Source organism: Kushneria phyllosphaerae (assembly GCF_900312995.1).
Taxonomy (GTDB): domain Bacteria; phylum Pseudomonadota; class Gammaproteobacteria; order Pseudomonadales; family Halomonadaceae; genus Kushneria; species Kushneria phyllosphaerae.
The window spans coordinates 873,371-898,361 of the sequence record NZ_ONZI01000001.1 but is presented as its reverse complement, the minus strand read 5'-3'; the positions used below and the strand labels follow the sequence as shown (position 1 = coordinate 898,361).

At 56.9% G+C, this 24,991-nt stretch carries 20 protein-coding genes and 2 pseudogenes; 13 read left to right on the top strand and 9 right to left on the bottom strand.

Features of this window, described 5'->3' with window-relative positions:
* The first annotated feature begins 82 nt into the window (after nucleotides 1-82).
* The 6 genes from KSP9073_RS03955 (at nucleotide 83) to KSP9073_RS03930 (ending at nucleotide 6,261) form a co-directional block, all read left to right on the top strand.
* Nucleotides 83-775, top strand: coding sequence for a response regulator (locus KSP9073_RS03955; protein ID WP_108841614.1), 693 nt, complete (start codon nucleotides 83-85; stop codon nucleotides 773-775).
* A complete protein-coding gene (locus KSP9073_RS03950) occupies nucleotides 772-2,217 on the top strand; it encodes a sensor histidine kinase (protein ID WP_108841613.1) in 1,446 nt (481 codons plus the stop codon). Before KSP9073_RS03955 ends, KSP9073_RS03950 begins: the two co-directional genes overlap by 4 nt.
* 93 nt (nucleotides 2,218-2,310) lie before the next feature.
* Nucleotides 2,311-3,354, top strand: coding sequence for a LacI family DNA-binding transcriptional regulator (locus tag KSP9073_RS03945; RefSeq protein ID WP_108841612.1), 1,044 nt, complete (start codon nucleotides 2,311-2,313; stop codon nucleotides 3,352-3,354).
* Nucleotides 3,351-4,352, top strand: coding sequence for a TRAP transporter substrate-binding protein (locus KSP9073_RS03940; protein WP_108841611.1), 1,002 nt, complete (start codon nucleotides 3,351-3,353; stop codon nucleotides 4,350-4,352). The genes KSP9073_RS03945 and KSP9073_RS03940 overlap by 4 nt, the downstream gene beginning before the upstream one ends.
* 11 nt (nucleotides 4,353-4,363) lie before the next feature.
* Nucleotides 4,364-4,957, top strand: coding sequence for a TRAP transporter small permease (locus KSP9073_RS03935; protein ID WP_108841610.1), 594 nt, complete (start codon nucleotides 4,364-4,366; stop codon nucleotides 4,955-4,957).
* Nucleotides 4,954-6,261 (top strand): TRAP transporter large permease, encoded by a 1,308-nt coding sequence (locus KSP9073_RS03930; RefSeq protein ID WP_108841609.1) that lies wholly within the window; start codon nucleotides 4,954-4,956, stop codon nucleotides 6,259-6,261. Before KSP9073_RS03935 ends, KSP9073_RS03930 begins: the two co-directional genes overlap by 4 nt.
* A 121-nt stretch (nucleotides 6,262-6,382) precedes the next feature.
* Here KSP9073_RS03930 and KSP9073_RS03925 read toward each other — a convergent pair whose 3' ends face one another.
* Nucleotides 6,383-7,843 carry an NCS1 family nucleobase:cation symporter-1 gene (locus KSP9073_RS03925; protein WP_108841608.1) on the bottom strand — a complete coding sequence of 487 codons (1,461 nt, stop codon included), beginning with the start codon at nucleotides 7,841-7,843 and terminating at the stop codon, nucleotides 6,383-6,385.
* Between the two features lie 444 nt (nucleotides 7,844-8,287).
* On the opposite strand from KSP9073_RS03925, the gene KSP9073_RS03920 reads away from it, so the two are divergent.
* The 3 genes from KSP9073_RS03920 to puuE are packed head-to-tail and all read left to right on the top strand — an operon-like array spanning nucleotide 8,288 to nucleotide 10,700.
* Nucleotides 8,288-9,010: a GntR family transcriptional regulator gene (locus KSP9073_RS03920; protein WP_207771398.1), complete on the top strand. Its 723-nt coding sequence runs from the start codon at nucleotides 8,288-8,290 to the stop codon at nucleotides 9,008-9,010.
* Nucleotides 9,007-9,762, top strand: a complete 756-nt coding sequence (locus KSP9073_RS03915; RefSeq protein WP_108841607.1) for an aspartate/glutamate racemase family protein — start codon at nucleotides 9,007-9,009, stop codon at nucleotides 9,760-9,762. The genes KSP9073_RS03920 and KSP9073_RS03915 overlap by 4 nt, the downstream gene beginning before the upstream one ends.
* On the top strand, nucleotides 9,759-10,700 hold the full coding sequence (puuE, locus tag KSP9073_RS03910) for an allantoinase PuuE (protein WP_108841606.1): 942 nt from the start codon (nucleotides 9,759-9,761) through the stop codon (nucleotides 10,698-10,700). The genes KSP9073_RS03915 and puuE overlap by 4 nt, the downstream gene beginning before the upstream one ends.
* On the opposite strand, the pseudogene KSP9073_RS03905 reads toward puuE, so the two are convergent.
* Nucleotides 10,697-11,650, bottom strand: a pseudogene (locus KSP9073_RS03905) (IS481 family transposase). The gene puuE and the pseudogene KSP9073_RS03905 overlap by 4 nt on opposite strands.
* A gap of 391 nt (nucleotides 11,651-12,041) precedes the next feature.
* Between KSP9073_RS03905 and KSP9073_RS03900 the strand changes: the two are divergent.
* The 3 genes from KSP9073_RS03900 to KSP9073_RS03895 are packed head-to-tail and all read left to right on the top strand — an operon-like array spanning nucleotide 12,042 to nucleotide 15,532.
* Nucleotides 12,042-13,001, top strand: a complete 960-nt coding sequence (locus tag KSP9073_RS03900) for a ThiF family adenylyltransferase (protein ID WP_165814144.1) — start codon at nucleotides 12,042-12,044, stop codon at nucleotides 12,999-13,001.
* Nucleotides 13,002-13,033: 32 nt separating this feature from the next.
* Complete coding sequence (locus tag KSP9073_RS17470; protein WP_133240980.1) at nucleotides 13,034-14,263, top strand: hypothetical protein; 1,230 nt, start codon at nucleotides 13,034-13,036, stop codon at nucleotides 14,261-14,263.
* 21 nt (nucleotides 14,264-14,284) lie between these two features.
* Complete coding sequence (locus KSP9073_RS03895; RefSeq protein WP_108841604.1) at nucleotides 14,285-15,532, top strand: MFS transporter; 1,248 nt, start codon at nucleotides 14,285-14,287, stop codon at nucleotides 15,530-15,532.
* Between the two features lie 43 nt (nucleotides 15,533-15,575).
* Here KSP9073_RS03895 and KSP9073_RS03890 read toward each other — a convergent pair whose 3' ends face one another.
* From KSP9073_RS03890 to KSP9073_RS03860, 7 genes and pseudogenes are all read right to left on the bottom strand, one after another.
* Nucleotides 15,576-16,265 (bottom strand): 2OG-Fe(II) oxygenase, encoded by a 690-nt coding sequence (locus tag KSP9073_RS03890; protein WP_108841603.1) that lies wholly within the window; start codon nucleotides 16,263-16,265, stop codon nucleotides 15,576-15,578.
* 432 nt (nucleotides 16,266-16,697) lie between these two features.
* A pseudogene (locus KSP9073_RS03885) lies at nucleotides 16,698-17,651 on the bottom strand (IS481 family transposase).
* Nucleotides 17,652-17,806: 155 nt separating this feature from the next.
* Nucleotides 17,807-18,709 carry an AEC family transporter gene (locus KSP9073_RS03880; RefSeq protein ID WP_108841602.1) on the bottom strand — a complete coding sequence of 301 codons (903 nt, stop codon included), beginning with the start codon at nucleotides 18,707-18,709 and terminating at the stop codon, nucleotides 17,807-17,809.
* A 91-nt stretch (nucleotides 18,710-18,800) separates the two neighbouring features.
* Entirely contained in the window at nucleotides 18,801-19,985 is a 1,185-nt protein-coding gene (locus tag KSP9073_RS03875; RefSeq protein WP_165814143.1) for an amidase, read from the bottom strand.
* Nucleotides 19,986-20,221: 236 nt separating this feature from the next.
* Nucleotides 20,222-21,061 carry a MurR/RpiR family transcriptional regulator gene (locus KSP9073_RS03870; RefSeq protein ID WP_108841600.1) on the bottom strand — a complete coding sequence of 280 codons (840 nt, stop codon included), beginning with the start codon at nucleotides 21,059-21,061 and terminating at the stop codon, nucleotides 20,222-20,224.
* A 109-nt stretch (nucleotides 21,062-21,170) separates the two neighbouring features.
* Nucleotides 21,171-22,400, bottom strand: coding sequence for an allantoate amidohydrolase (locus KSP9073_RS03865; RefSeq protein ID WP_108841599.1), 1,230 nt, complete (start codon nucleotides 22,398-22,400; stop codon nucleotides 21,171-21,173).
* On the bottom strand, nucleotides 22,393-23,658 hold the full coding sequence (locus KSP9073_RS03860; protein ID WP_108841598.1) for a pyridoxal-phosphate-dependent aminotransferase family protein: 1,266 nt from the start codon (nucleotides 23,656-23,658) through the stop codon (nucleotides 22,393-22,395). Before KSP9073_RS03860 ends, KSP9073_RS03865 begins: the two co-directional genes overlap by 8 nt.
* A gap of 256 nt (nucleotides 23,659-23,914) precedes the next feature.
* Between KSP9073_RS03860 and KSP9073_RS03855 the strand changes: the two genes are divergently transcribed.
* Nucleotides 23,915-24,901 carry a TAXI family TRAP transporter solute-binding subunit gene (locus KSP9073_RS03855; RefSeq protein WP_207771397.1) on the top strand — a complete coding sequence of 329 codons (987 nt, stop codon included), beginning with the start codon at nucleotides 23,915-23,917 and terminating at the stop codon, nucleotides 24,899-24,901.
* The last annotated feature ends 90 nt before the right edge of the window (nucleotides 24,902-24,991 follow it).

Sequence of the window (24,991 nt, the reverse complement as noted above, 5' to 3'; positions counted from 1 at the left end):
CTGCACGACGTCAATGAGCCCGGACTTCGCTTGCTGGCACGATAGCCCGGCAGGCTTTCAACAACCTTTCACGGGAGCAGCAATGCGTACGCTATTGGTCGAAGATCACCCTTCGCTGGCAGACAGTATTCGCTGCTCGCTGGAAGAGGCCGGCTGGCGAGTGGACGTCATGCATGATGGGGTGTCGGCACGTACGGCCCTTGAAACCGAAAGCTACGCCCTGCTGCTTTTGGATATCGGCCTGCCGGAGATGGACGGCTTTGCCCTGCTGAGCTGGCTTCGAAAACGCGACACGCGTCTGCCGGTGATGCTTCTGACCGCCCGGGGCAGCATCAACGACCGCGTCAAGGGGCTTAACCTCGGCGCCGACGACTACCTGATCAAGCCCTTCTCGCTGTTCGAACTGCAGGCACGCATCAACGCCCTGATTCGCCGCACCCGCCATGACGGCCAGCAGATTCACCGCTGCGGCGCGCTGGCCTTTGATATCAGTGCCCGCAGTTTCACCCTGATGGAACAGCCGCTGACGCTGCCGCCGCGTGAACTGGCCCTGCTGGAAGCGCTGATGGCCCGCGTCGGGCGTACGGTCAGCAAGGAACATCTGGCCGCCCAGATGTTCTCGATGGAAGAAGACAGCTCGTTTGAAGCCATTGAGGTCTATATCTCGCGGCTGCGGCGAAAGCTGGAAGGCAGCGACGTGCGCATCGTGACCTTTCGCGGGCTGGGCTATCAGCTTGAAGCTTTACCGGGGGATGCCCCCACTGCCCTGTCATGAGGGCCAGTCTATCGCCACGCAGCCTGCGCGGGCGCCTGACCCGGCGCATCGGCGCCGCACTTCTGTTGTTGATTGGCATCGGGGTGCTGGGGGCCTGGCTGGATGCCTGGCGGGTGGCCAGCAGCGCCTATGACCGCCCGCTTTTGATTGCCGCCCGCGTGCTGGGCGACTCGCTCACCGTTCAGGACGGGCAGGTGCAGGTGCGCATCTCGCGCGCCGTGCTCGACCCGTTTTCCCTCGACAGCGGCGGCAGCGCCTTTTACCAGGTCATCACGGCCGAACAGGGGTCAATTGCAGGTTTTGAAGACCTGCCTTCCCCGCCCGCTTCCAGCACCATGACCACCCGTTACCCCTCGCTGGCGCGTTTTTATGACGCTACCTACGGCGGGCGCGACGTGCGGGTGGTGTCGCTGCTGGTACCGGTCAGCCAGCCGGGCTATCAGGGCATGGTCGAGATTCGGGTCGCCGAGCATCGCGACATTCACCTTCAGCTGATGCACGACCTGCTGGGGGATTCGCTGATGCGGCTGACGCTGTTTGCCATCGGTGCCTTCATTCTCTTTTTGCTGGCCATCGATGCCGCCCTGCGACCGCTGGGGCGCATCACCGACATGGTCGCCAGCCGCTCGCCGGACAATCTCGAGCCGCTGCCGACCGAGAACGTGCAGCGCGAGGTGCGCGGCCTGATCGAGGCCATCAACCACATGACCGCGCGCCTGGATGACACCCTGCATGCCCAGCGCGCCTTTGTGGCCGACGCTGCCCACGAGCTTCGCACCCCGCTGTTTGCCCTGCGGGCTCGGCTGGAGCTGGGTATGCAGGCCCATGACACCGACGCGCTGAGAACCACGCTGGAAAGCGCCCAGCGCGACCTTGAAGCGCTGACGCTGTTGGCCAATCGTCTGCTGTCGCTGGCCCGGGTAGAAAACGATATTCGAAGGCGCGACCTGGGCCTGCTGGATCTCAGCGAGACGGCACGGGAGTTCTGCATGAGCATGGTGTCGCTGGCCTGGCAGCGCGGGCTGACCCTGGCCCTCGAGGCAGACGCGCCGGTCCGGGTGCCCGCGGACAGCGCCTTGATCAATGAGCTGCTGGCGATCGTGATCGGCAACGCCCAGGCCTATACCCCCGCCGGGGGCCATATCACCGTGCGCGTACTACCTGAAGCCGTCATCGAGGTTGAGGACGACGGCCCGGGCATCCCGGAAAGCGAACGCGAGCGGGTATTCGAGCGTTTTTATCGCGCCCGGCAAACTGCGCAGCCGGCCGAGGACGCCGATCGCGCCATTAGTGGCACCGGACTGGGTCTGGCGATCGCTCGCCAGATCTGTACGGCACTGGGGGCCGATATTTCCCTGCATGAAGGAGCCTGCGGTGGCACGCTGGCCCGCGTGGCGTTTACCGCCGGCGCCGCGCCGTCAGGTCCTGGACGTTCGACGTAGCACTAAAGCGCAATAGGCGCAGCCCCTGATGCAGCGCTAGCCTGTCAGTCGCATTTGGATCGATCCAAAACGCTTCAATGACAGGTTATCGGCATGCCTCAGTCAGGAAAACACGTCACCCTCAAGGATCTGGCCGCGCATGCCGGCGTCTCGCGCTCGACCGTCTCGCTGGTCCTGCAGGAGAGTCCGCTGGTCGCCAGACACACCCGCGAGCGGGTCATGGCCGCCGCCAGGGCTCTTGGCTACGTCTACAACCGCGGCGCGGCCACCTTGCGCAGCGCCCGCACCGCCACCATCGGCGTGGTGGTGCACGACATTGCCAACCCCTTTTTCGGCGCCATGGTGGCCGGGATCGACGAGACCCTGCAAAACGCCGACTACGTCTCCTTTCTGGCCGGCACCGGAGACAGCCCGGCACGCCAGCAGCGGTTGGTCCAGCGTCTGCGCGAGCAGCGCATCGATGCCCTGCTGCTCTGCCCTGCAGAAAACACGCCGGACGCCCTGATCAACACCATCAACACCTGGGGGCTGCCCTGCATCGAAGTGATGCGCCACGTGGGTGAAATGCCCCGCGGCCACTACGTGGGCGCCGATATTCGCACCGGCCTTGGCCGCGCCGTGGCCCACCTGGTCGATCAGGGCCATCACCGCATCGCCCTGCTGACCGGCGCCGGGCACAGCTCGTCAGATCGTGAGCGCATCGCAGGCTATCAACACGCCATGCATGAGGCCGGTCTTGCCCCCGACATTCGTACCGGACGCAATGAACTCACCCGTTGCGCGGGGCTTGAGCGCACGCTTGAGATCATGCGCGAGACCTCCCCGCCCACGGCCCTGATCTGCCACAACGACCTGATGGCTCTGGGCGCCCTGCTGGCGCTGGCGCGGTTAAACCTGACGCCGGGCGTTGACTGCGCGGTCATCGGCATTGATGACAGCGATGAAGCGGCGCTGAGCGAGCCGGCACTGTGCAGCCTGGCCACACACCCCCACGCCATCGGGCAGGCCGCCGCCGAGCTGGCCCTGGCCTGTATTGCTGCCCCCGACAGCGCGCCACGGCGCATCGTGCTGGACACGTCCCTGAGGATTCGCGCCAGCGCCGACCCCTCCCTTTACCGCCTACAGGAGTCGTCATGACGTCTCATCTATCTGCCCTGCGCCGCAGCCTTCCCTTGCTGCTGGCGCTCGCGTTTCTGGGACTGTCAGTGCTGTCCCCTTCCCGGGTCAGCGCCCGTGAGCTGATCTTTGGTCACGGCGCAACCGAAGAAACGGCCTATCACGCCAGTGCCGAACGCTTTGGCGAGCTTTTAAAACAAAAGAGCCACGGCGCGCTGAGCGTCAGCATCTATAGCAATTCGGTGCTGGGCCATGAAACCGAGATGTTCGAACAGCAGACCGCCGGCGCGCTGGATTTCTCGATCGTCAATCCGGGGCTGATCTCGGAGTTTTCCCATACCGCCAGCATCTTTTCGATCCCGTTTCTCTATCGCGACATCAATCACTGGGAGCACGTGCTGGATGGCAGGCCCGGCCAGGAGATCGCCCAGCGTATCGAAGATGAAACCGGCGTGAAGGTGCTGGCCTACTACGGCGGCAGTACCCGCCAGATCGTCAGCACGCGGCCGCTGAAAAGCCTGGATGATCTCAAGGGCATGAAGCTTCGGACCAATCCGACCAAACCAGTCATCACGGCTTGGTCGGCACTGGGCACACGACCCACGGTCATGGCCTATCGAGAGATCTATACCGGCCTGCAGCTGGGGGCCATTGATGGGCTGCTCAACGAGGCAGAGTGGATCTACCGCATGCGCTTTCACGAAGTGGCGCCCCATATCGGCCTTTCCGAGCATGACATTACCGTGCGGCTTTTAACCGTCTCATCCCAGACCTGGCAGTCACTGTCACCCGAGGAGCAGCGCGAAGTGCAGGCCGCCGCCGATGAGAGTGAGCAGTTCGCCCGCGACCTGCAGATTCGTCTGGACCGGGAATCACGGGAAAAGCTCAAGGAGGAAGGCGCGACCTTCTACCCGATGGATCGCAAGCGCATGCAGGCCATGGTCGCCGAACCGCTGGGCCGGGTAATCGACGAGATGGGCCTGCGCGATCTTTATGAACTGATCGTCAACACCGACTGAGGAGCCGCGCCATGGGAATCATTACGGCCCTGGGCCGATTCAACCGCGCTCTGGAACGAGTGCTTAATGCCGTGCTGCTGATGCTGCTGGCCGCCTTTATCCTGCTGATCATCTATCAGATCGCCAGCCGCAACCTCCCCATGCTGCCGGCGGCCTATGCCACCGAGGAGCTCAGCCGCTTCGCCTTTCAGTGGATGATCATGCTGGGGACGGCGCTGGGCGTGCTGCACGCCGATCACTTCGTGCTTGAGGCCTTTGCCCGCAAGAGCGCCATGGGCCGATTCACCCGGGTACTGCGCGACCTGGCCTGCCTGAGCGTCGGCGTCATCTTCATCGTTTTCGGCCAGACGTTCGCCGCCTCTGGTTTCAATCGCATCGCCAGCGCCTCGCAGCTGCCCATGGTGGTGACCTACTCGGCGTTTCTGGTCTGCGGCATTTTGATCGTGCTGTTCAGTCTGCAGCGCCTGCTGCTGGGCGCCACCCAGGGGTTTGATGCCATGGAACGTGAACTCGACACCCCCTCCGATATCGAGGAGACGGCACCCCCCACCAATAAAATCGATACCCCTTCAACGAATCAGTCCCAACAGGAGACACGCTCATGATGACGGCCGACTGGCTTTTTGTGCTGCCATGGCTTCTGTTCGTCCTGCTGGGCGTGCTGATCATACTGGGCGTGCCCATTGCGATGGCGCTGGTGCTGACCTCGTTTGGCATCATCGTGCTCGACCCGCGACTGGCACCCTGGGTCATGTTTCAGCGCATGTATTACGGCATGGACTCGTTCGTGCTGCTGGCGGTGCCGCTGTTTCTGCTGGCCGGCAATCTGATGAACGCTGCGCGCATTACCGACCGCCTGATCACACTGTGTCTCAACCTGGTCGGCCATGTGAAAGGGGCGCTTGCCCACGTCAACGTGCTGGTCAGCATGCTGTTTGCCGGCGTATCGGGCTCCTCGACCGCCGACAGCGCCGGCATCGGTACGGTGCTGATTCCGGCCATGAAAAAGGAAGGCTACCCCGCGCATTTCAGCGTGGCGGTGACGGCGGCCTCTTCGGTCATGGGCATCATCATTCCGCCGTCGATCAACATGATCGTCTGGGGCGCGCTGACCAGCACCTCGATTGCCGGGCTCTTTCTGGGCGGCATCATCCCGGGAATCATGATCGCCGCCACCCAGCTTCTGATGAACATGGGCTATGTGCGCCGCTATGATGTGCCCACCCGCAAGCGCGCCACGCTCAGAGAGATCCTGCACTCCGGCAAGGATGGCCTGCTGGCAGCCGGCATTCCGGTACTGATCATCGGCGGGATCACGCTCGGGATTGTCACGCCCACCGAGGCGGCGGTCATGGCCGTGCTCTATGCGCTGGTACTGGGCTTTCTGGTCTATCGCGAGCTGACCTTCAAAAGCGTGCTGGATGCCTCAACCGATACCGTCAGGCTCTGCTCGCTGTCGCTGTTCAGTCTGGTGGGCGCGGCCATCTTTGGTTATCTGATCAGTTTTTACCGCATCCCCCCGCATCTGATGGCCGGTGTAGAGATCACCGACCCGACCGTCCTGCTGGTCGTGATCACGCTGGTAATGCTGCTGGTGGGCACCTTCATGGACTCGCTGCCGGCGATGGCCATTCTGGCGCCCATCTTTCAGCCGCTGGCCGCCCAGGCAGGGATCGATCCGCTGCAGTTCGGCGTCATCAGCGTCATGGCGCTGGGCCTTGGCCTGATCACGCCGCCCTACGGCCTGTGTCTGATGATCTCGGCGCGCATCGGCGGTATCCCGCTGCTGCAGGCACTCGGCACGACCATGCTTTATCTGCTGGTGATGCTGGGCGTCATTGTGCTGCTGATTTTCTTCCCCGACCTGATCCTCTATCTGCCGCAGACCTTCGGGCCTGACAGTGGCTAAGGCCATTAGCAGCCAGGGCGGCGATCGGCACCATCACATCGCCCACCCTTGAGCTCGGTGTATAAAAAAGGGGCCCTGAGTGTTGCAGAACACTCAGGGCCCTTAATCAATCAGGTCAGGCTCAGGGGCGTGACGTCACCGGCTTGCCGGCTGCGCCACGACGCCAGAGGCCGGACTGCCAGCCATGGGCGAGTGCGGCCACGCCACCGCCGAAGAAGACGGCAAAGCTGCTGATATCGCCCAGCGGCGCCAGACTGACCGGCACACTCACCAGACCACCCATGATCAAAGAGCGCAGGGCCACCGGATTGACGCCGCGCTGATAGTGGTAGGTACTGCCATTGTCGGACGAGAACAGTGCATCAAGATCGATCTTCTGACGGCGCACCTTGTAAAAATCCATCAGGATGATGCCGTAGAGCGGCCCGATCAGACCGGCCAGTACGCCCACCGTGTAGTGAATCAGCTCGGGGTTATTGAACAGATTCCACGGCGTGAGAAAGATCGAGCCAACCGCAGCGATCATGCCGCCCATGCGCCAGCTGATTTTCTCGGGCGCGACGTGGGAGAAATCAAACGCCGGCGCCACGAAGTTGGCCACGATATTGATGCCGATGGTCGCGGCGACAAACGCAAACACGCCCAGTACGGCGGCGGTGACGCTGTCGATTCTGGCCACGGTCTCGATCGGATCGGTCAGCATCTCACCAAAGATCTGCGGCGTGCCCGAAACCACCACCACGGTGATGATGGAAAACACCAGGAAGTTGACCGGCAAGCCCCAGAAGTTGCCACGACGCACAGCCTTTTCAGTGGCGCAGTAGCGCGAGAAGTCACCAAAATTCAGTGTGGGGCCGGCGAAGTAACTGGCGACCAGTACGGCGGCGATCACCATCTGCCACAGCGCCTCGCCCCCGGTCAGGGTCTGACTCGACAGCGACAGGCTGATGTTCTCGGGACCGGCCTGCCAGACGATCCAGCCGGCGAGCGCAAACATGACGGCGTAGACCAGCGGCCCGGCCCAGTCGTTGAAGCGGCGGATGGTGTCCATGCCACGCCAGAAGACCAGCGCCTGGAGCACCCACATCAGCGCAAAGCACAGCCAGCCCAGCGCCGAAAGACCCACAAAGCTCACCTTGGTCCAGGATTCGAGCCCCGGGAACCAGCGCAGCAGTACCAGCAGCAGCGCGTTGGAGGCAAGCCAGGTCTGGATGCCGTACCACACCACGGCGATCAAACCGCGAATCACCGCCGGCACGTTGGCCCCTTTTGTGCCAAACGCCATGCGACAGATCACCGGAAAGGGCACGCCCGTGCGCTGGCTGGGCCGCGCCACGGCGTTGGCAAATATCTGCACCACCAAGATGCCGACCAGCAGCGAAATCAGTACCTGCCACCCCATCAGCCCGAGACCGAACAGGCTGGCTGCCAGTACATAGCCCCCGACACTGTGAATATCGGCCATCCAGAAGGCGAAAATGTTATAGGCGTTCCAGTCCTGTCTGGCCGGCGCCAGATCCTCGTTATAAAGATGCGGATCGGGCGCAGCGGGCTGTTGCCCTTCGGTCTTGATACGGTTCATGAGCGACTCCATGAAGGATCGTTACGCTGCCGCTGGCAGCCCTGCGATGGCCGGATGGCTGACATCGCCTGTCACTTCTTTCGTATACAATCCTCATGCCAGATTGAGATCGGCAGCGATAAAAAATCGCATTCTGGTCGCAAGCAACTGTTGTAGCGTCGGTTTTTAATCATTAATGCCAACCTGTCTGAAGTGAGCACCGTGACACCTCGCCATCAGGCCCGGCCATCAGTCACTTTCATGCACCACCAGAGTGCCAAAACGCATTTATTTGCACCAAAAAAGGGCTTTTTTGTATACATCAGGTTTTTTATGCTTGCCCCTGATGACGCCTTACCGTGCAAAAGCCGTCTTGCCAAAGGCCTTTATAGGCCGTGGCATGGAAAATGCTTGTATACAATCTTCAAGGCCGTCGTTTTACAGCAACAGCATGACAGGAGCCCCATGAACGATACTCGTCAGTTCCATCTGCTGGCCGGCATCATGACCGAGCGCGACACCCGCAGTGATGACGCCATCTACCAGTCGCTGTGGGAAGCCATCGTGGAGCACCGACTCTCCCCCGGCGCTCGACTGCCGGAAGATGCGCTGGCCGGGGCCTTCGGGGTGAGTCGCACCATGATCCGTCGCGTGCTGCAGCGTCTGGCGCTGGAGCAGCTGGTGACGCTTCGTACCCATCGCGGCGCCCAGATCACCAGCCCCACGCCCGGTGAAGCGCGCGACGTCTTCAGAGCGCGGCGGCTGCTCGAAGGCGCCCTGCTGACAGAGGTCGTGGAGCGCATCACGCCGGAAGATCTGCAGGCCCTGACGCAGATCGCCGAGCAGGAGCGTCATGCGCGGCGTGAACAGGCCATTCGTCTGTCGGCGCGCTTCCACGCGCGGCTGATGGCGATTGCCGGCAACGCCTCGCTGTCGGAGGCGCTCTCGCAGCTGATCTCGCGCACCTCGCTGATCATTGCCGTTTACGGCCGCCATCGGGCCGGCTGCCCCTGTGAACACCCGGACCTGATTGCCCTGCTGGAGGCGGGAGAACTGGCGCCCATTCAGACCTGGATGCATCAGCATTTGACGGGGATCGAGGCGAGCCTTGATTTCACCGCCAGCGGCGACGCCCTGCCCGATTTCGAACATCTTTTTGGCCACCACCGCGAGCAAAACGCGTCATGACCTCTCATACCCCGACCATCTGTGTCATCAATCCCAACACCAGCACCGTCATGAGCGAAGGCATTGCCACCAGCGCGCGCCGCGTGTCGCGCGGCGAGATCCTCATGCACACCTCGCGTCACGGGCCGGCAAGCCTGGAAGGCCATTTTGATGAAGCCATGGCCGTGCCCGGCCTGCTGGAACGCATTATCGAGACCGAAAACGCTAACACCCGCGTCGATGGCTATCTGATCGCCTGTTTTGGCGACCCGGGGCTGGCCGCGGCGCGCGAAGTGGCCTCGGTGCCGGTAATGGGCGTGGCCGAAGCCGGCATGCAGATGGCCGCCATGGTGGCGCGTCGTTTCTCGGTGGTGACAACGCTGGGGCGCACGCTGCCGATCGCTGAACGACTGCTGCACGAATACGGCAAGCGCGAACAGTGCGCCGGTCTGCACGCCTGCGAACTGCCGGTGTCGGCGTTTGAATCCGAAGATGACAGCGTCTATGACACGCTGCTGGCGGCCTGTCGCGACGCGCTTCAAGCCGATGACAGCGACGCCATCCTGCTGGGCTGCGCCGGCATGAGCGAGCTGGCCGAGCGGCTGGGTGACACCCTCGGCGTACCGGTCATCGACGGCGTCACCGCTGGAGTCGCTCTGCTGGAGGCGGTCAGCGCGACCGGCTACCCGGTCTCAAAGCACAACGACCGCGCCTTCCCGATCGCCAAGCCCATTCGCGGCGCCTTTGAGCACCTGAGCCGGAGCCCTTCATGAATCACGATCTTCGCCTGAACAACTACCCTCGCGATCTGCGCGGTTACGGCGCCAACCCGCCGGACCCGAAATGGCCGGGGCGTGCCCGGGTCGCGGTGCAGTTCGTGCTCAATTACGAAGAGGGCGGCGAAAACAGCGTGCTGCACGGCGATGCCCACAGCGAGACGTTTCTCTCCGACATCATTGGCGCGGCCCCCTATCCCGATCGCCACATGAGTCTGGAGTCGCTGTATGAGTACGGCTCGCGCGCCGGCGTCTGGCGCATCCTGCGCGAATTTGAACGTCGCGGCCTGCCGCTGACCATCTTTGGCGTCACCATGGCGATGGCACGTCACCCGGAAGTGGTCAGCGCCTTCAAGGAAGCCGGCCACGAGATCGCCTGTCACGGCCTGCGCTGGATTCACTATCAGGACATGAGTCTCGAGCAGGAGCGCACCATGATGGTGCAGGCGCTTGAGCTGCACCGTGAACTGACCGGCGAGCTGCCGCTGGGCTGGTATACCGGGCGCGACAGCCCCAATACCCGCGCACTGGTGGGCGAGCAGGAGCACTTCCTGTATGACTCGGATTATTACGGTGATGACCTGCCCTTCTGGACGCCGGTCGACAATGCCGAGGGCGAAACGCGTGACCATCTGATCGTGCCCTACACGCTGGACAACAACGACATGCGCTTCGCCTCACCGGGCGGCTTCAATTACGGCGACCCGTTTTTCAACTACCTGCGCGACGCCTTTGACGTGCTCTACGAGGAAGGCGCCGAGGCCCCCAAAATGCTGTCGATCGGGCTGCACTGCCGCCTGATCGGCCGGCCCGGACGCTTCCGGGCGCTTCAGCGCTTTCTCGATCACATCGAAGCCCATGACCGGGTGTGGGTCACCCGGCGCGTGGATATCGCCCGTCACTGGCACGAACATCACGCCCCGACCGGGCGCTAGGTGTTTGGTCCCGGGAAGTAATGGTTCGGGTTGTGATGGAACCTGTGCGGGTCATCCTGCCATCTTTCAGAATAAAGCCGATCGGGGTTTTGCCCTTCAGGGAACGTAGCGGCCGGGCACTGTTATAGGCCCACAGATAGTTCTTCAGATGGTCGGCCAGCTCCTCAAGCGTGGCGTAATGACAACTGCGGGTCATAGTGTCCTTGAGGATTCGGTTCATCCGTTCCACCTGACCATTGGTCCACGGATGGAAGGGGCGGGTCAGGCGATGCTCGATGTCGTGTTCACGGTAGACCACATCGAACCGATGGGGTTTATACGATTCGGTGCCGCGGCGTTTGGCGAACTGCGCACCGTTATCGGTCAGCACCATATGCACCCGGTAAGGCAGCTGCTGTACGACGTCTTCCAGAAACGCGGCGGCCTGATCGCGATTGGCCTTCTTATAAAGCCGGGCATGAACAAATTTCGAGGTGCGATCGACCGCCACGAACAGGTATGCCCGGCCTTACCCCGTGCGAACTTGGCAGATATCGAGATGCAGATAGCCGATCGGATACGCCCTGAGGGTCAGTCCCTTTGTGTTGGGTCCGGTTTCACGTGGCAACCGGCTGATGTCATGGCGCTGATAGAGACGATGCAGGCTGGAGCGGGTCAGATGTGGGATAAAGCACTGCAGTGCAAACAGGCAGTCATCCAGCGGCAGATGTGTTGTTCGACGGAAGGTGACGACGGCGGCTTCTTCCGCTTCTGTCAGAGACGATGAGCGAGGCGCCTTTGGTCCGATCCGTTCATCCTCGACCGATGCCGCTGCCGCTGCCGCCATTTGCGCACGGTTTTGGGGTTGATGTTGTAGCGTCGACTCAGCGCCGCGACCGAAGCCGTCGATCGCTGTGTGTCCTCGGAGAAGCGTGCGTGGTCGTGGCGCATTGGTGAAGACTCTGAGCCATGGATCCTCCTGCGATAGTAGCTCGTAGGGTAGACCATTACACTCTGGGACCAAGCACCTAATAAGGCTCTAAGAGTTATAAGTAAAGGCATTCGGCCTTTCATCTGCCCACAGAAGGTATCATACATTAGTATTAATTTTTATAAAGAGGTTGACGGCTAAGATGCAAGCTGTAGAAAATAAGACTCCCCTTATAAGAGGGGGGTTAAACAAACGTAAGGAGTTATAACCATGGATCATACAAACGATTCGAAAACTGTAAGTGATTTTGTAGTCGAAGAAGCAGAAGTTACTCTTGAAGATAGCTCTGTAAATCGCTCCTAAGCATTAAGGGAGGGCAGGGGGGGATCCCCCGCCCTCCCTTAATAAAATTACAATAAGGAGAAATGCTTATGCATTACAAGTTGGCTCCAGATTGGAATATAACCCTTGAAAACAACGATCTAGTTTTTTTTAACGAGCTCGACAAAAAAAAAATAAAAAACTATCACAATGCGAGCAACACTTTAGCCGTAATAAAAAAAAATGTTTTCAACCCAAATTGCTTAGAGAGGGAACTTTCAAGCTATCTCATTCAACATGATATTATAAAACCACACTACCCTAATAATGCCCCTCCTGAGAAGGAGACAAAGCAAGCTGCTTTTTGGGATGTATTTTGCAACAACCCTAATAAATGCGTCCAAATGTTAAAAAACAAAGAAGTGGCTATTTTTGGTGTAGGAGGTATAGGCTCTATAGTTCTAGAAATATTAGCAAGTGTGGGCATAAAAAAATTCAAGCTTATTGATCCAGATGTCGTTGAGGCATCAAATTTTAATAGGCAATATGTCTACAATCATAAAGATATTGGAAAACCTAAAGTTATCGCAGCGTCAGAGAACATGTTATTACGCCACAATGATTTAAAATTTAAGACATATATCTCTAAATACCCATGTGAAGAATTCGGTTCAATTGTATGCAGCTCTGATTTTGTAGTATCAGCGATTGATAACCCATCTTTGCGCAGCGCGATTTTTTTATCTCAAGATAGTTGGGAGCTTGGCATTCCGTCTGCTTTTGCAGCTACTGGTATACGAAAAGGGTTCATTTCACCTATCTTCGATCCGAAAAAATCCTCTTACTCTCCATTCGAGTCTAGTAATATTGATCTTAATTCTCAGCATAAATCGACTCCAACGACAGCATCTTCAGGCTCAAACAACTCAATAATATCATCAATGTTTGCTGAACAAATAATGTTTCACTTGGCAGAAATAAAAGAAGAAATCAATAGTGATCATTATTTATATCTAACAAGGAAAGCAGGCAAACTTAGTGTTCATTACAGGAAAAATATTGTACTCTAATTATGTATAGCATGCTAAATATAGAATCAGAAATGCCGTATTACTTTGATGCAAAAAAATTGCCTAAAGAATATCATCAAAGGTATTTGGCCACACAAACAATGGAAACTCTCGTACATGATGAAAAAAATTCAATCTCTCGCAATGGAATATTAAAACAGGGAGTCAAAAAAGATATTTACCAATGGTCTTATCAACCCATTGAATACTTATCTGAATTAATAAACCCTGAGCTAATCATAAAAGCAGCAGCAGAACATTTATATAGCTTGGTCAAAAAACCAGAATACCGATGGTTAACAGCAATAATATCCAGAATAAACTACTCTAGGAATTTTCTAAATATAACCACCCGCTTTGATTTATACGACCTAGATAACATACTAAGGGATCCTTCTCTTTCGATTCACAGTATACATCAAAAAAAATTAGGAGACTTCTCTTTAAAAAAAGAGAAAAAATCCATCCTGCTTTTAAAGAATAAAAAAGAAATAAAATACAACTTTCGTTTACTTGAAACCAACTCTTGCAAAGAAGGCAAAAATTTATTTGAGAAAGGATTACTAGATATTTGTTGGGGAATAGGAACACCTTCATCTTTTTTTAATGAGTCAGATACGTTATTCCCTCACTCAGGGCATCTTCCATTAAATTATTTTATAAAAGCAGGATCCAAGTTAGAAAATAATACATGGAATTCTTTGGTAGATTTTTTTTCAAATCTTGAAATAAGCTGCGTCGCTATTAATCAAACTAGCCATAGATTGTCTAGAGAAAAAATCTCGGCCGCTCCATTTACGACTTCTTTTCTATTTTTTGCCGATAAAGCGTTGCCTCTTTATTATTCCGACTACCCCCCAAACGATGAAGTAGCAGTTGAAATATGCTCAAAATCTAATGGGAAATTATTTCCTAAAAAAATACCTTACGAAAACATAGTGATGTCCAACTCAAAAATACAAGATGGTGTTATTCTTAGTATTCAAGCTCCAAGGCATGGGGGCATCGTCGGCAATTATCCTGAACTATATTTTTTATCTAAAAACAATCTAACTTCAAACAAGGAATACCAAAAACTGCTAGAAACACTTTTTAAGCAAGGAGCTACTTGGTATGATGACAGTGCAATATTCAAGATCGAAAAAAAAATAAACAAGGAAATGCGCCAGCATTTTATAGGTCAATTAAAACCTAGATTCAGATCTAAATATACTGTTCCTATTGATCAGCTAGGATTAATCAAGCTGAGCAACATCGAATAAACGATATAAACATAGCGGCTGATGGATGATGAAAAAATGTTGCAAAGATCTACTATCCAACTAATTTCAACTGAGGGCTTATCTACTTTCTCTTCTCAGTTGTTTCTGTTTTCTCTCCCTATTATAGCAGTTAGCTTCTTAAAACTTTCAGATTCACAAGTGGGTCTTATCAATACATCGATTGGGATAGGGACACTAATTTTCCTTTTATTTTTTGGTCCATTATGTGACATCAGGAAAACTCACCTATTATTATCTTCACTATCCTTGGCAAGATGCTTATTGATAGCCGCTGCCAGTTATATGATTGCAACTGGCATATTGAACTTCTATACTTTAGCAATAATTTCTTTTTTCATCGCAGGGCTTAGCGCTATATACGAAAGCGCTATCTCAGCCTATATCCCTAAAGTAATTCCTGGAAATGACTTACATCGTATTAATAGCTGGATAGCAGGCCTTAGAACTATTGCTGACATTGCTACAGGGTCAGTAGCTGGCATCTTGTTATCTTATGCAGGTGCATCATGGTCTTTGTTGTTTATTTCTATCGCTTTTTTACTATCTTGCCTAGGGCCTTTATCCTTTAATAAAAAGATAAATAAAAACGACGGCGAAAGCAACAATGGTAAAGAGATCAAAAAAGAGTTTAAATCCATATTCTCAGGTTTCAAGTTAATCTTTGAAGCTCCGGCACACAGAAAAATAAATATTGGAATTGCTCAGTTCAATTTTTTTACCTCAATTATATATTCTTTTTATGTGATATATTGTATACGTTATGCAGACATGAGTGCTATCGATATAGGCATATCTGGTAGCATAGGGGGTGTTATTGGACTTATAGGGATTCTATTGTCTGACAGACTGTCATCTTTTTTTAGCTTCAAAAAAATCATGTTTTTTAGCTTGTTTGTACCAGGCGTTTCTGGAATGTTAATAGTTTATCTTCCTATAGCTTTCCCTCAAATCAAAATAGCAGTTTTGAGTATCGTACTTGGCGTATCATCAATTTGCGTACTAGTAAACATTTCGATATTTGAAACATACAAACAAAAAACAATCGAAATTAAAAACATAGGTAAGTACAGTGCAGCAAGCAGATGCATAACTTGGGGGATAGAGCCTTTAGGTTCATTCATAGGAACTTTGATGGTATACTTTTTGCCACTAAACATTGTTTTAATACTGGCTTGTCTAGGAGTCACAGCATCTCCATTCTGGTTATTTACAAATATTATTCCTGATAAAAAAATAAAAGAAATTTGAGCTGTAATAAAGCGGGTCAACTAAAAGACCCGCTAAACATCATCTAACTTTTATTTTTATAATGGGTAGCAACTGAATATCTGATCCATTCATCTGATTGAGACATGGCTACCTGATGTTGAAATCCAGGCTGGATATTCAATATTACTGCATCTCCAGGTTTTGGAGGTACAACATAGGCATCTCCAGATTTGCCCTCTACGATAAACTCATTCCCATTACCTTCTTTCCATTCATCATTAAAAAAAAAGATTATTCCAAAACGTCTATTTTCAAACAAGTCTGAATGCCTCCTTAAATATTGACCCTTCGAATATTTAGCTATATCAGATGCACAAGCTTCAACTTCCTCGTCATACAGATTGGAAAGATATTCAGCTATTTTTTTATCATGTAAGGTCGATAGGAAAGCACTCAGCGCTTGTTGTTCTTTTGTCACAGTTCTCAATGTTTGATTATTTGAGAATCTTTTACTGGGGGAAGTTTGATAAAAAACTTTTTTATCAACCAAGCTGACTGACTCGTCATCATCTAAAACCCAATATTCTTTACGCCATTTATCAGAAGATTTAAGCTCGTTTTTAACGTATTCGACAATGGGTAGAGGCAATGCATTAGGTAAAGCGACTGCTGCTGCCTTTTCACTCTTTATTTTTTCAACAGCATTAGATAGCTTCTCGCTAAACATAAAATTTGCAGTTGCATCTATAACTTCTTGTCTTAATTTTTGCATAGCACACTTAACCTATATCGATGGCTAAAAACTTTTATCAATTTTGCACATGATTCTTATATTGTAAAGCGCTGGCGCCATTAAAAATATTCACTACAGCATCTTGTCTTATTAAATTTTTCTAATTATAAGCTTTCTTATATGACATCTTTTAGCTTTAAAAATCCCCTTTTTATTTTCCACTATAACTTCGGGGAAATAGTTTCAAACTATTAACTTTAAAACTATCAATGTTGGATACTTCCAAAGCGGTAAGCAACTTTTTCAATTCCGCCTACCTTTCGCCCTGCTACGCGCACGCTAGTACTACATTTGTCATATATAGATATGTTACCAATACGGCTTGTGTCATCTGTATAGCGATTTCACACTATGGTAAACGATGCCCTTCACGATCGCTTCGAGACGTATATGGATGAGCTGGCGCCTCGCCTAGATGTTTGGTCCCGCGAAGTAGTGGTTCGGATTCTGATAGAACCTGTGCGGGTCATCCTGCCATCTTTCAGAATAAAGCCGATCGGGGTTTTGCCCTTCAGGGAACGTAGCGGCCGGGCACTGTTATAGGCCCACAGATAGTTCTTCAGATGGTCGGCCAGCTCCTCAAGCGTGGCGTAATGACAACTGCGGGTCATAGTGTCCTTGAGGATTCGGTTCATCCGTTCCACCTGACCATTGGTCCACGGATGGAAGGGGCGGGTCAGGCGATGCTCGATGTCGTGTTCACGGTAGACCACATCGAACCGATGGGGTTTATACGATTCGGTGCCGCGGCGTTTGGCGAACTGCGCACCGTTATCGGTCAGCACCATATGCACCCGGTAAGGCAGCTGCTGTACGACGTCTTCCAGAAACGCGGCGGCCTGATCGCGATTGGCCTTCTTATAAAGCCGGGCATGAACAAATTTCGAGGTGCGATCGACCGCCACGAACAGGTATGCCCGGCCTTACCCCGTGCGAACTTGGCAGATATCGAGATGCAGATAGCCGATCGGATACGCCCTGAGGGTCAGTCCCTTTGTGTTGGGTCCGGTTTCACGTGGCAACCGGCTGATGTCATGGCGCTGATAGAGACGATGCAGGCTGGAGCGGGTCAGATGTGGGATAAAGCACTGCAGTGCAAACAGGCAGTCATCCAGCGGCAGATGTGTTGTTCGACGGAAGGTGACGACGGCGGCTTCTTCCGCTTCTGTCAGAGACGATGAGCGAGGCGCCTTTGGTCCGATCCGTTCATCCTCGACCGATGCCGCTGCCGCTGCCGCCATTTGCGCACGGTTTTGGGGTTGATGTTGTAGCGTCGACTCAGCGCCGCGACCGAAGCCGTCGATCGCTGTGTGTCCTCGGAGAAGCGTGCGTGGTCGTGGCGCATTGGTGAAGACTCTGAGCCATGGATCCTCCTGCGATAGTAGCTCGTAGGGTAGACTATTAACTCCGGGACCAAACACCTAGCGCCTCTCAAGAGGGTACCGATGTCAAAGACGATAGTGCTCGGCGACAGAGTCAGGCGTTCGTAACGCTCGAAGTACAGACGTCTCCTTCAAGCACTACCCCATCGCCAGCATCCAGATCGGCAGCGTCGCGGCCGCCAACAGGGTCGAGAGGAAAATGCTCGCGCCGACGGTGTGCTGTTCCTCACCGGGTTTGGCAAAGGCCAGCACGTTCACCCCGATCGGCCCGGCGGCCGCCAGCACCAGCACATGCAATGCCAGCGGTGACAGTCCCGGCGTGAGACTGCCGAGCGCCAGTACCATCAGCGGAAAGATCAAAAGCTTGCCGACACAGACCGACCAGATGGTGGGCGAAGTGCGAAGCTGATAGCGGGTCAGTCCCACTCCGACCACGATCAGCGCACACGGCAGCGCCGCGCGTGCCAGCCAGTCCAGCACCTGCCATAGCGGCTGCGGCAGCTCAATGCCCGTGACGTTGCTCACTACCCCCATCAAAAGCCCGACCACCAGTGGATTGGCCAGCGTTTTCAAAAGGCTCAGTACACCCGGGCGCTGCTCACGTCCCTGCCCCAGCGCGGCATACAGTGACTGGGTCGAAAAGAGGATCAGGCTGTGTACGGCCAGCAGGGCAAAGAGATAGACCAGCCCGTCGTGACCGAACAGCGCCGTCACCAGTGGAATACCGATCAACACGTTGTTGGAGTAACTCGCCGACAGCCCGATGGCCGAGGCCTTGCCGGTACGTCGGTGAAGCACAAGATTAAAGCCGGCAAACAGCAGCAGCGCCGGGATAAAATAAACCACCAGCAACAGCGGCGAGAGCGCATCCGCCAGCGGCGCACGCGCGATGCCGGTCAACAGCAGGCAGGGCAGGAAAAGTCGGAAGGTGACCCACGAAAGCCCACCGGCACTGGCCGGCGTCAGCCACTGTCGCCAGCCCAGCACGTAGCCGAGCACGATCAGCGTAAAGATGGGCAAAATCGCGAGTATGGCAGCCATGGGCGCTCCTGGTGGTCATGTTCCCATGGCAGCCTTGTCATTTCGATGCGCCCGGGCAGGACCGCATCATAACGGCCGGGCGACATCGTGCCTATGCGCGAGTCATTCGGGCTCGCGTCACCAGGTGCTGGTCCTGACCGGGCGCGCCCAAAAGCGACAGCCCCCAGGGCGCGTGACCGCCACCTTCCCGATCATCGCTTAACAGCGGCATGGAGAGCTGCGGTGCCCCCCAGAGACCGGCCAGCGCCGTCATGCCCATCAGGTGCTCGCGGTAGGTTTCAAGACGCCGACCGGTCAGACTCAGAAGCGGCGAGGCACCCGGTGCCGTAGGCAGCGCCAGCAGCTGCGCACCGTCATCACTGAAGGTGCGCAGCGCATCGATAATTTCCTCACGCGCCCTGTGCGCGGCCTGTTCATCAGCGGCAGTCAACGTGGCGCACCACTGAAAACGCGCCTCGATATCGGGGGCCAGACGCGGCTGTTCGCGCGTCAGCCATTGCCCATGAACCCGCCAGATATCGCGCCCCTGCAGTACTCGAAAGGTGCGGCCCAGATGCGCTAGCCATTGATCCGAGAGCGACTGAACCAGCAGGTCCTGGCGTGCACCGAGCGCCCGGCGAAAGCGGGATACCTCACCTGCCAGCGCCTCTGGCACCAGCAGCGTCATGACGCTGTCAGGCGCAGCGGCTCCAGGTGTGGGCAGCATCACCTCGGCGACTTCGGCAAGCGTGTCATGATCCCGACACAGCCAGCCTACCGTATCAAAGCACGGCGCCAGCGGGAGGAGCCCGTCGCTGCTGATGGCTCCATGCGTGGGGCGCAGACCCCACAGACCGTTGTAGCTGGCCGGAATGCGAATCGAGCCGCCGGTGTCGGTGCCCAGCCCAATGTCGGCCTCACCGCGTGCCACGGCGATCGCCGAGCCCGAGCTGGACCCCCCCGGCAGCCGGTCGGGCGCCTTCGGATTGACCGGCGTGCCGTAGTGCACGTTGGCGCCGTTGAGGCTGTAGGCGAACTCGTCGGTCTGGGTCTTGCCGACCAGTGCCGCCCCGGCGTTTAAAAGGGTCTGCACGCTCGGTGCGGTATGGTGAGCCGGACACTGAGTGGTGGCCCAGTCAGGATTGCCGGCCCCGGTGATCTCGCCTTCAATATCAAAAAGGTCCTTCACCGCCAGCCGCTGCCCGGCAAGCACGCCACGCCCCATGACCGTGGCGCTTTGCTCGGGGCGTCCCTTGACCCAGACACTGCGATCCACACGTTCGATGACGTCACTCATGTGCACTCCTTCGCCCGGCCGGCGCGGTTGAGATATCCATGAGGTCATTGCAACCTTCATGCCAGACCAGCACAGCCCCTGAGGGCAGCGAACGTCAGCGCCTCATGACGACCCGCGGATCAGGCCGTGCACGCTGACAAGCTGCACGCTCCGGGTGCATCCGGCGCCGTGGGCGCACCGGTTGAACGCAAAAAAGGCGGCCCGGTGGCCGCCTTTTGTTGAAAGGCCTGATTGCGTCAGGCCAGCTCATCCAGTCCTGAGTAGGCATCGCTGATGGCATCAATGCGCGCCCGCCCCTCGCCCAGACGCTTGTGTAGCAGTGCGTTGGACAACAAATTGATCAAACTCATCACCGAGGTGTAGCTGTCAAAGGCAGAGACGCTGTCCAGCGGGCACTCCAGCTGCCAGGTGGGGGAAACGCCGGCCGCCGCCAGCGTCGGGTCACCGATCAAAAGCGTCTCCAGTCCGTTGCCCTTGAGCTGCTCGATCAGGTTTGAAAAGCCGTGCGCCCGGCGTCGAAAGCCCATGACAATGGCCAGCGTTCCCGGTGACACGCCGGTCAGTTCCTCACCCAGGGACTGCCCGGGCAGCGGCGCCAGCCGAACACCGGGGCGCACCTGCATTAACTGCTGGCGCAGGTGCAGGGCAGGCGGATAGCCGTTGCGATAGCCGATCACCAGTACTTCCGGGGCACGGTCAAGCGCCTCGATCAGAGCATCGAAGGTCTCGGCATCGATGGCGGCCAGCATCTGGTGCAGGTTGTTACGCTCGCGCTCGAAGTGACGCTGGAAACGCTCCAGCCCGCTGCCAAGCGCTTTCGAGTCGGTGACCAGCGGCACACCGTGATAGCGCAGCTCGCGAGCATGCTGGCGAACCTCACTGAAGCTTGCAAACCCCAGCCGCCGAAAGAGCCGGCTAACCGTGGCCTTGGAGACTCCGGAGAGCCTGGCCAGGTCGGCACCGCTGTAGACGGCGATGTCATCGAAGTGATCGAGGATAAATCCCGCCACCTTCTGCTCGTTGGGCGTGAGCTGATCAAACTGCTGTCGCAGTCGCTGCCCCAGATGCTGATCCATGGCGTTCTCGAAAAAGGTATTCCCGAAGGGGGTATTTCAGTGCCACGATCCGGGCAGTGCGCCGCCCGGATCGCTGTCGATGAGGAACCTGTCAGTGATGAGTCAATGCTCAGACTACCAGTGCCGAGACGGCCCGGCTCATGGCATTGAGCGCGTCATCCACATCACGTGATTGCACCGACTCATCCGGATGATGGCTGATGCCACGGTCACAGCGCACAAACAGCATGCCGATGTCGCAGATGCCGGCCATCGCCATGCCGTCGTGTCCGGCGCCGCTGGCCAGGCGCATGACCGCACCCCTGTCGGTGCCAATGGTCGTATCGATGGCTTGGGTCAGCGCCTCGACAAGTCGCGGCGAGCAGGCCACGGCCGGCGCCGAATGGGTCTCCTGCCAGTGCCAGGCAAGTCCGCGGGATTCTCCCACGCGATCGCAGCTCTCGCGGATGGCCTCAAGAACGCGGTCACGATCTTCATCGCGCTCGGCACGAATGTCGAGCGTCATGCGCACCTCACCGGGAATCACGTTGACCGCGCCGGGAAAGGTCTCCAGCGAGCCGACCGTGGCGACGATGCCTGCCGCGCGTGCCAGCGTTTCGATGGCCACGATCGCTTCGGCCGCGCCGCACAGCGCATCGCGCCGCAACACCAGCGGCGTGGTTCCGGCATGGCCGGCATCGCCCTTGATCGTGATGACAAAACGGCGGGCACCGGCAATGGCCGTGACCACGCCCAACGAACGGCGCTCGGCTTCCAGCACCGGGCCCTGCTCGATATGGGCTTCCAGATAGCCCGCCACAGACTCGGGGGCACGTGCGGCCTCTCCGACGCGCTCGGGGTCAAGCCCGAAATCGACAAACGCCTGACGCAGGGTCACGCCATCACGCCCAGTGATGTCCCACCAGGCCGAATCCCATGTCCCGGCCACCGCGCGACTGCCCAGAAGTGCGGTGCCAAAGCGCGTGCCCTCTTCATCGGCAAAGGCCACGACCTCGACCGTTCGAGCCGGGCGATGATGGGCGGCGTTAAGCCGGGCGACCACGCCAATCGCCAGCAAAACCCCCAACGGACCATCAAAGCGTCCGGCGTTGATCACGCTATCCGAGTGAGAGCCCAGCACCAGCGCCGGCAGGGACGGGTCACTGCCCTCAAGCCGACCCCACTGATTACCGGCGCCATCCTGCCAGGTCTGCATGCCGGCACCCTGCATCCACTGTGCCAGCTGCGCGTTGGCGCGCGCGTGTTCCGGCGTCAGGTAGCAGCGCGTGAGCTGCCCTTCATCGGCCGAAATGGCCGCCAGCTGATCGCAGGCGGCAACGATGGCGTCACCATTATGCATGGGCGCGCTCCGCGTTCTGCTGCGGATGTTGCTGTGGGGTCTGTTGATAATACTCGCGCGCCGCACCGGCACCGCTCCCGGCCGTAATGCGAACACCAGCCTGGCGCAGCACTTCCTCAAGCGCGGCCAGGGTGGTCATGACGGTATCGCGGCGAGCGTTGTAGCCCATGGTGCCGATACGCCAGATGCGCCCGTGCAGCGGCCCGAAGGACGTGCCGATCTCGATGGCATAGTCTTCCAGCAGCGTACGACGCAGGACTTCGCCTTCGACGCCGTCAGGAATGTAGATGCCGACCACGTTGTTCATGCGGTGGCTCTGATCACCAAAGAGCTCAAGGCCCATCGCCGACAGCCCGCTGGTTAACGCACTGCCGTGCAGGGCGTGACGGGCCACGGCCTGGTCCATGCCTTCATTGACCAGAAGCCTTGCACATTCACGCGCGCCGTACAGCATGCTGGTAGCTTCGGTATGGTGGTTGAGGCGAGATTCCCCCCAGTAATCGAGAATCATCGCCAGATCGAAGTAGTTCGAGCGGATACGCACGCCGCGTCCGGCGTCATGCCCATCACCAACCAGACCGGCCTCGATATGAGAACGCCCGCGAATGCACTCGACGGCGCGCGGTGACAGTGTGGTCGGCGCGCTGCCGGAGGGGCCGGCCAGGCACTTCTGCAGCCCGGCCGTGACAGCGTCGAGCTGCCAGGCGTCAGTGTCCAGCACGTTGCCGGCCAGTGAGGCGGTCGCATCGGTATAAAAGAGCACGTCGTGTGCCCGGCAAATGCTGCCGATCTCTTCAAGCGGCTGGCACATGGTGGTGGAGGTATCGCCCTGCACCATGGCAAGCACCTTCGGACGCACGTCCCGAATGGCCGTTTCGACCTGCTCGGGCGTGAAGACCTCGCCCCACTCGACCTCGATGGTGTGCACCTCGGCGCAGGCGCGCTCGGCAATTTCGCGCAGCAGATGACCAAAGCGGCCAAAGACCGGCACCAGCACGCGATCACCCGGCTCGATCAGCGAGACCAGCACTGCCTCGATGCCGGCGCGCGAGGTGCCATCGATCAAGAGCGTGGCATCGTTTGCGGTGCGAAAGACATCGCGATAGAGCGCCTGAGTCTCATTCATGCAGGCGGTCATGGCCGGGTCATACTGGCCGATCAGCTGGGCGGACATGGCGCGCAGCACGCGCGGGTCGGCATTGATTGGACCCGGCCCCATCAAAAGGCGCGCGGGAGGATTGAAGGGCTCGAAGGACATGGCAGGCAACCTCGTTACGATCGTTTCACCATGATGCTATAGGAAACCATGGTTGCAAAGCGACCCCCTGGCGCGATTGATTTTTATCATCACGACAGGAAGCGCTCCCCCATAAAAGCTGCCACCCAGACTTTAACGAAACTTAAGCTAGTAAGATGGTCGTTTTGCAGTCCAGCCGATGCCGCAGTAACTTGGTGTCACCTGACCGGCGACACCGGTCACAAGGAATAACAAGTCATAAAAAAGGAATCTTTCCATGATCAAACGCCAGACCCTTACTGCGATGCTGTCGGCGACCGTCATGACGCTTGGGGCACTCGCCATGTCCGCAACCAGCGCTCAGGCCGGTGAACAGAAATTCATGACCATCGGCACTGGTGGTCAGACCGGTGTCTATTACGTGGTCGGCCAGTCGATCTGTCGCTTCGTCAATCAGGGCGACAGCGGTTATCGCTGCAACGCCCCGTCGACCGGCGCATCGGTGGCCAACGTCAATGGCATCGAAAACGGCGATCTGGACATGGGCGTGGCCCAGTCCGACGTGCAGTACAACGCCTATCACGGTGAAGGCCAGTTTGAAGGCAAGGCCCATGAAGATCTGCGCTCTGTCTTTGCCATGCACGGCGAGCCGCTGACTCTGGTGGCACGTGCTGATTCCGGCATCAAGACGCTCGATGATCTCAAGGGCAAGCGGGTCAACATTGGCAATCCGGGCTCGGGCAACCGCGCGACAATGGAAGTCGTCATGGCCGCCAAGGGCTGGACCACGAAGGATTTCGCCCTGACCTCCGAGCTTGATAGCGCCGAACAGGCCTCGGCGCTGGCTGATAACAACATCGATGCCATGGTGTTTGTTGCCGGTCACCCCAACGGTTCAATCCAGGAAGCCACCACCACGGTCGATGCCCGCATCATTCCGCTGGATGATGACGTGATCAAAAAGCTGGTCGAGGAACACCCCTACTACAGCTTCTATGAAATTCCCGGTGGCATGTACAAGGGCAACCCGGACAACATAAAGACCTTTGGCGTGGGGGCCACTCTGGTCAGCGCCGAAAAGGTTGACGCAGATCTGGTCTATACCGCGGTCAAATCCGTATTCGACAACTTCGATCGCTTCAAGAAACTCCATCCTGCCTTTGCCACGCTTGAACCGAAAGCCATGGTCAATCAGGGCCTGTCAGCGCCGCTGCATGAAGGTGCAAAGCGCTACTATCAGGAAAAGGGCTGGCTCAGCGAGTAAGTCTGGCTGACCCGGGCCGCATCGATGGCGACACGGGGCACTCTTGACGACGCAACGCCTCCAGCCGGGGGCGTTGCGTCATTTCCGATC

Coding starts and splice junctions, on each gene's coding strand:
- KSP9073_RS17470 (WP_133240980.1), top strand. CDS start 13,034: ATGCCGTATTACTTTGATGCAAAAAAATTGCCTAAAGAATATCATCAA.
- puuE (WP_108841606.1), top strand. CDS start 9,759: ATGAATCACGATCTTCGCCTGAACAACTACCCTCGCGATCTGCGCGGT.
- KSP9073_RS03880 (WP_108841602.1), bottom strand. CDS start 18,709: ATGGCTGCCATACTCGCGATTTTGCCCATCTTTACGCTGATCGTGCTC.
- KSP9073_RS03865 (WP_108841599.1), bottom strand. CDS start 22,400: ATGCATAATGGTGACGCCATCGTTGCCGCCTGCGATCAGCTGGCGGCC.
- KSP9073_RS03860 (WP_108841598.1), bottom strand. CDS start 23,658: ATGTCCTTCGAGCCCTTCAATCCTCCCGCGCGCCTTTTGATGGGGCCG.
- KSP9073_RS03875 (WP_165814143.1), bottom strand. CDS start 19,985: ATGAGTGACGTCATCGAACGTGTGGATCGCAGTGTCTGGGTCAAGGGA.
- KSP9073_RS03950 (WP_108841613.1), top strand. CDS start 772: ATGAGGGCCAGTCTATCGCCACGCAGCCTGCGCGGGCGCCTGACCCGG.
- KSP9073_RS03930 (WP_108841609.1), top strand. CDS start 4,954: ATGATGACGGCCGACTGGCTTTTTGTGCTGCCATGGCTTCTGTTCGTC.
- KSP9073_RS03955 (WP_108841614.1), top strand. CDS start 83: ATGCGTACGCTATTGGTCGAAGATCACCCTTCGCTGGCAGACAGTATT.
- KSP9073_RS03855 (WP_207771397.1), top strand. CDS start 23,915: ATGATCAAACGCCAGACCCTTACTGCGATGCTGTCGGCGACCGTCATG.
- KSP9073_RS03945 (WP_108841612.1), top strand. CDS start 2,311: ATGCCTCAGTCAGGAAAACACGTCACCCTCAAGGATCTGGCCGCGCAT.
- KSP9073_RS03940 (WP_108841611.1), top strand. CDS start 3,351: ATGACGTCTCATCTATCTGCCCTGCGCCGCAGCCTTCCCTTGCTGCTG.
- KSP9073_RS03935 (WP_108841610.1), top strand. CDS start 4,364: ATGGGAATCATTACGGCCCTGGGCCGATTCAACCGCGCTCTGGAACGA.
- KSP9073_RS03915 (WP_108841607.1), top strand. CDS start 9,007: ATGACCTCTCATACCCCGACCATCTGTGTCATCAATCCCAACACCAGC.
- KSP9073_RS03900 (WP_165814144.1), top strand. CDS start 12,042: ATGCATTACAAGTTGGCTCCAGATTGGAATATAACCCTTGAAAACAAC.
- KSP9073_RS03895 (WP_108841604.1), top strand. CDS start 14,285: ATGGATGATGAAAAAATGTTGCAAAGATCTACTATCCAACTAATTTCA.
- KSP9073_RS03890 (WP_108841603.1), bottom strand. CDS start 16,265: ATGCAAAAATTAAGACAAGAAGTTATAGATGCAACTGCAAATTTTATG.
- KSP9073_RS03920 (WP_207771398.1), top strand. CDS start 8,288: ATGAACGATACTCGTCAGTTCCATCTGCTGGCCGGCATCATGACCGAG.
- KSP9073_RS03870 (WP_108841600.1), bottom strand. CDS start 21,061: ATGGATCAGCATCTGGGGCAGCGACTGCGACAGCAGTTTGATCAGCTC.
- KSP9073_RS03925 (WP_108841608.1), bottom strand. CDS start 7,843: ATGAACCGTATCAAGACCGAAGGGCAACAGCCCGCTGCGCCCGATCCG.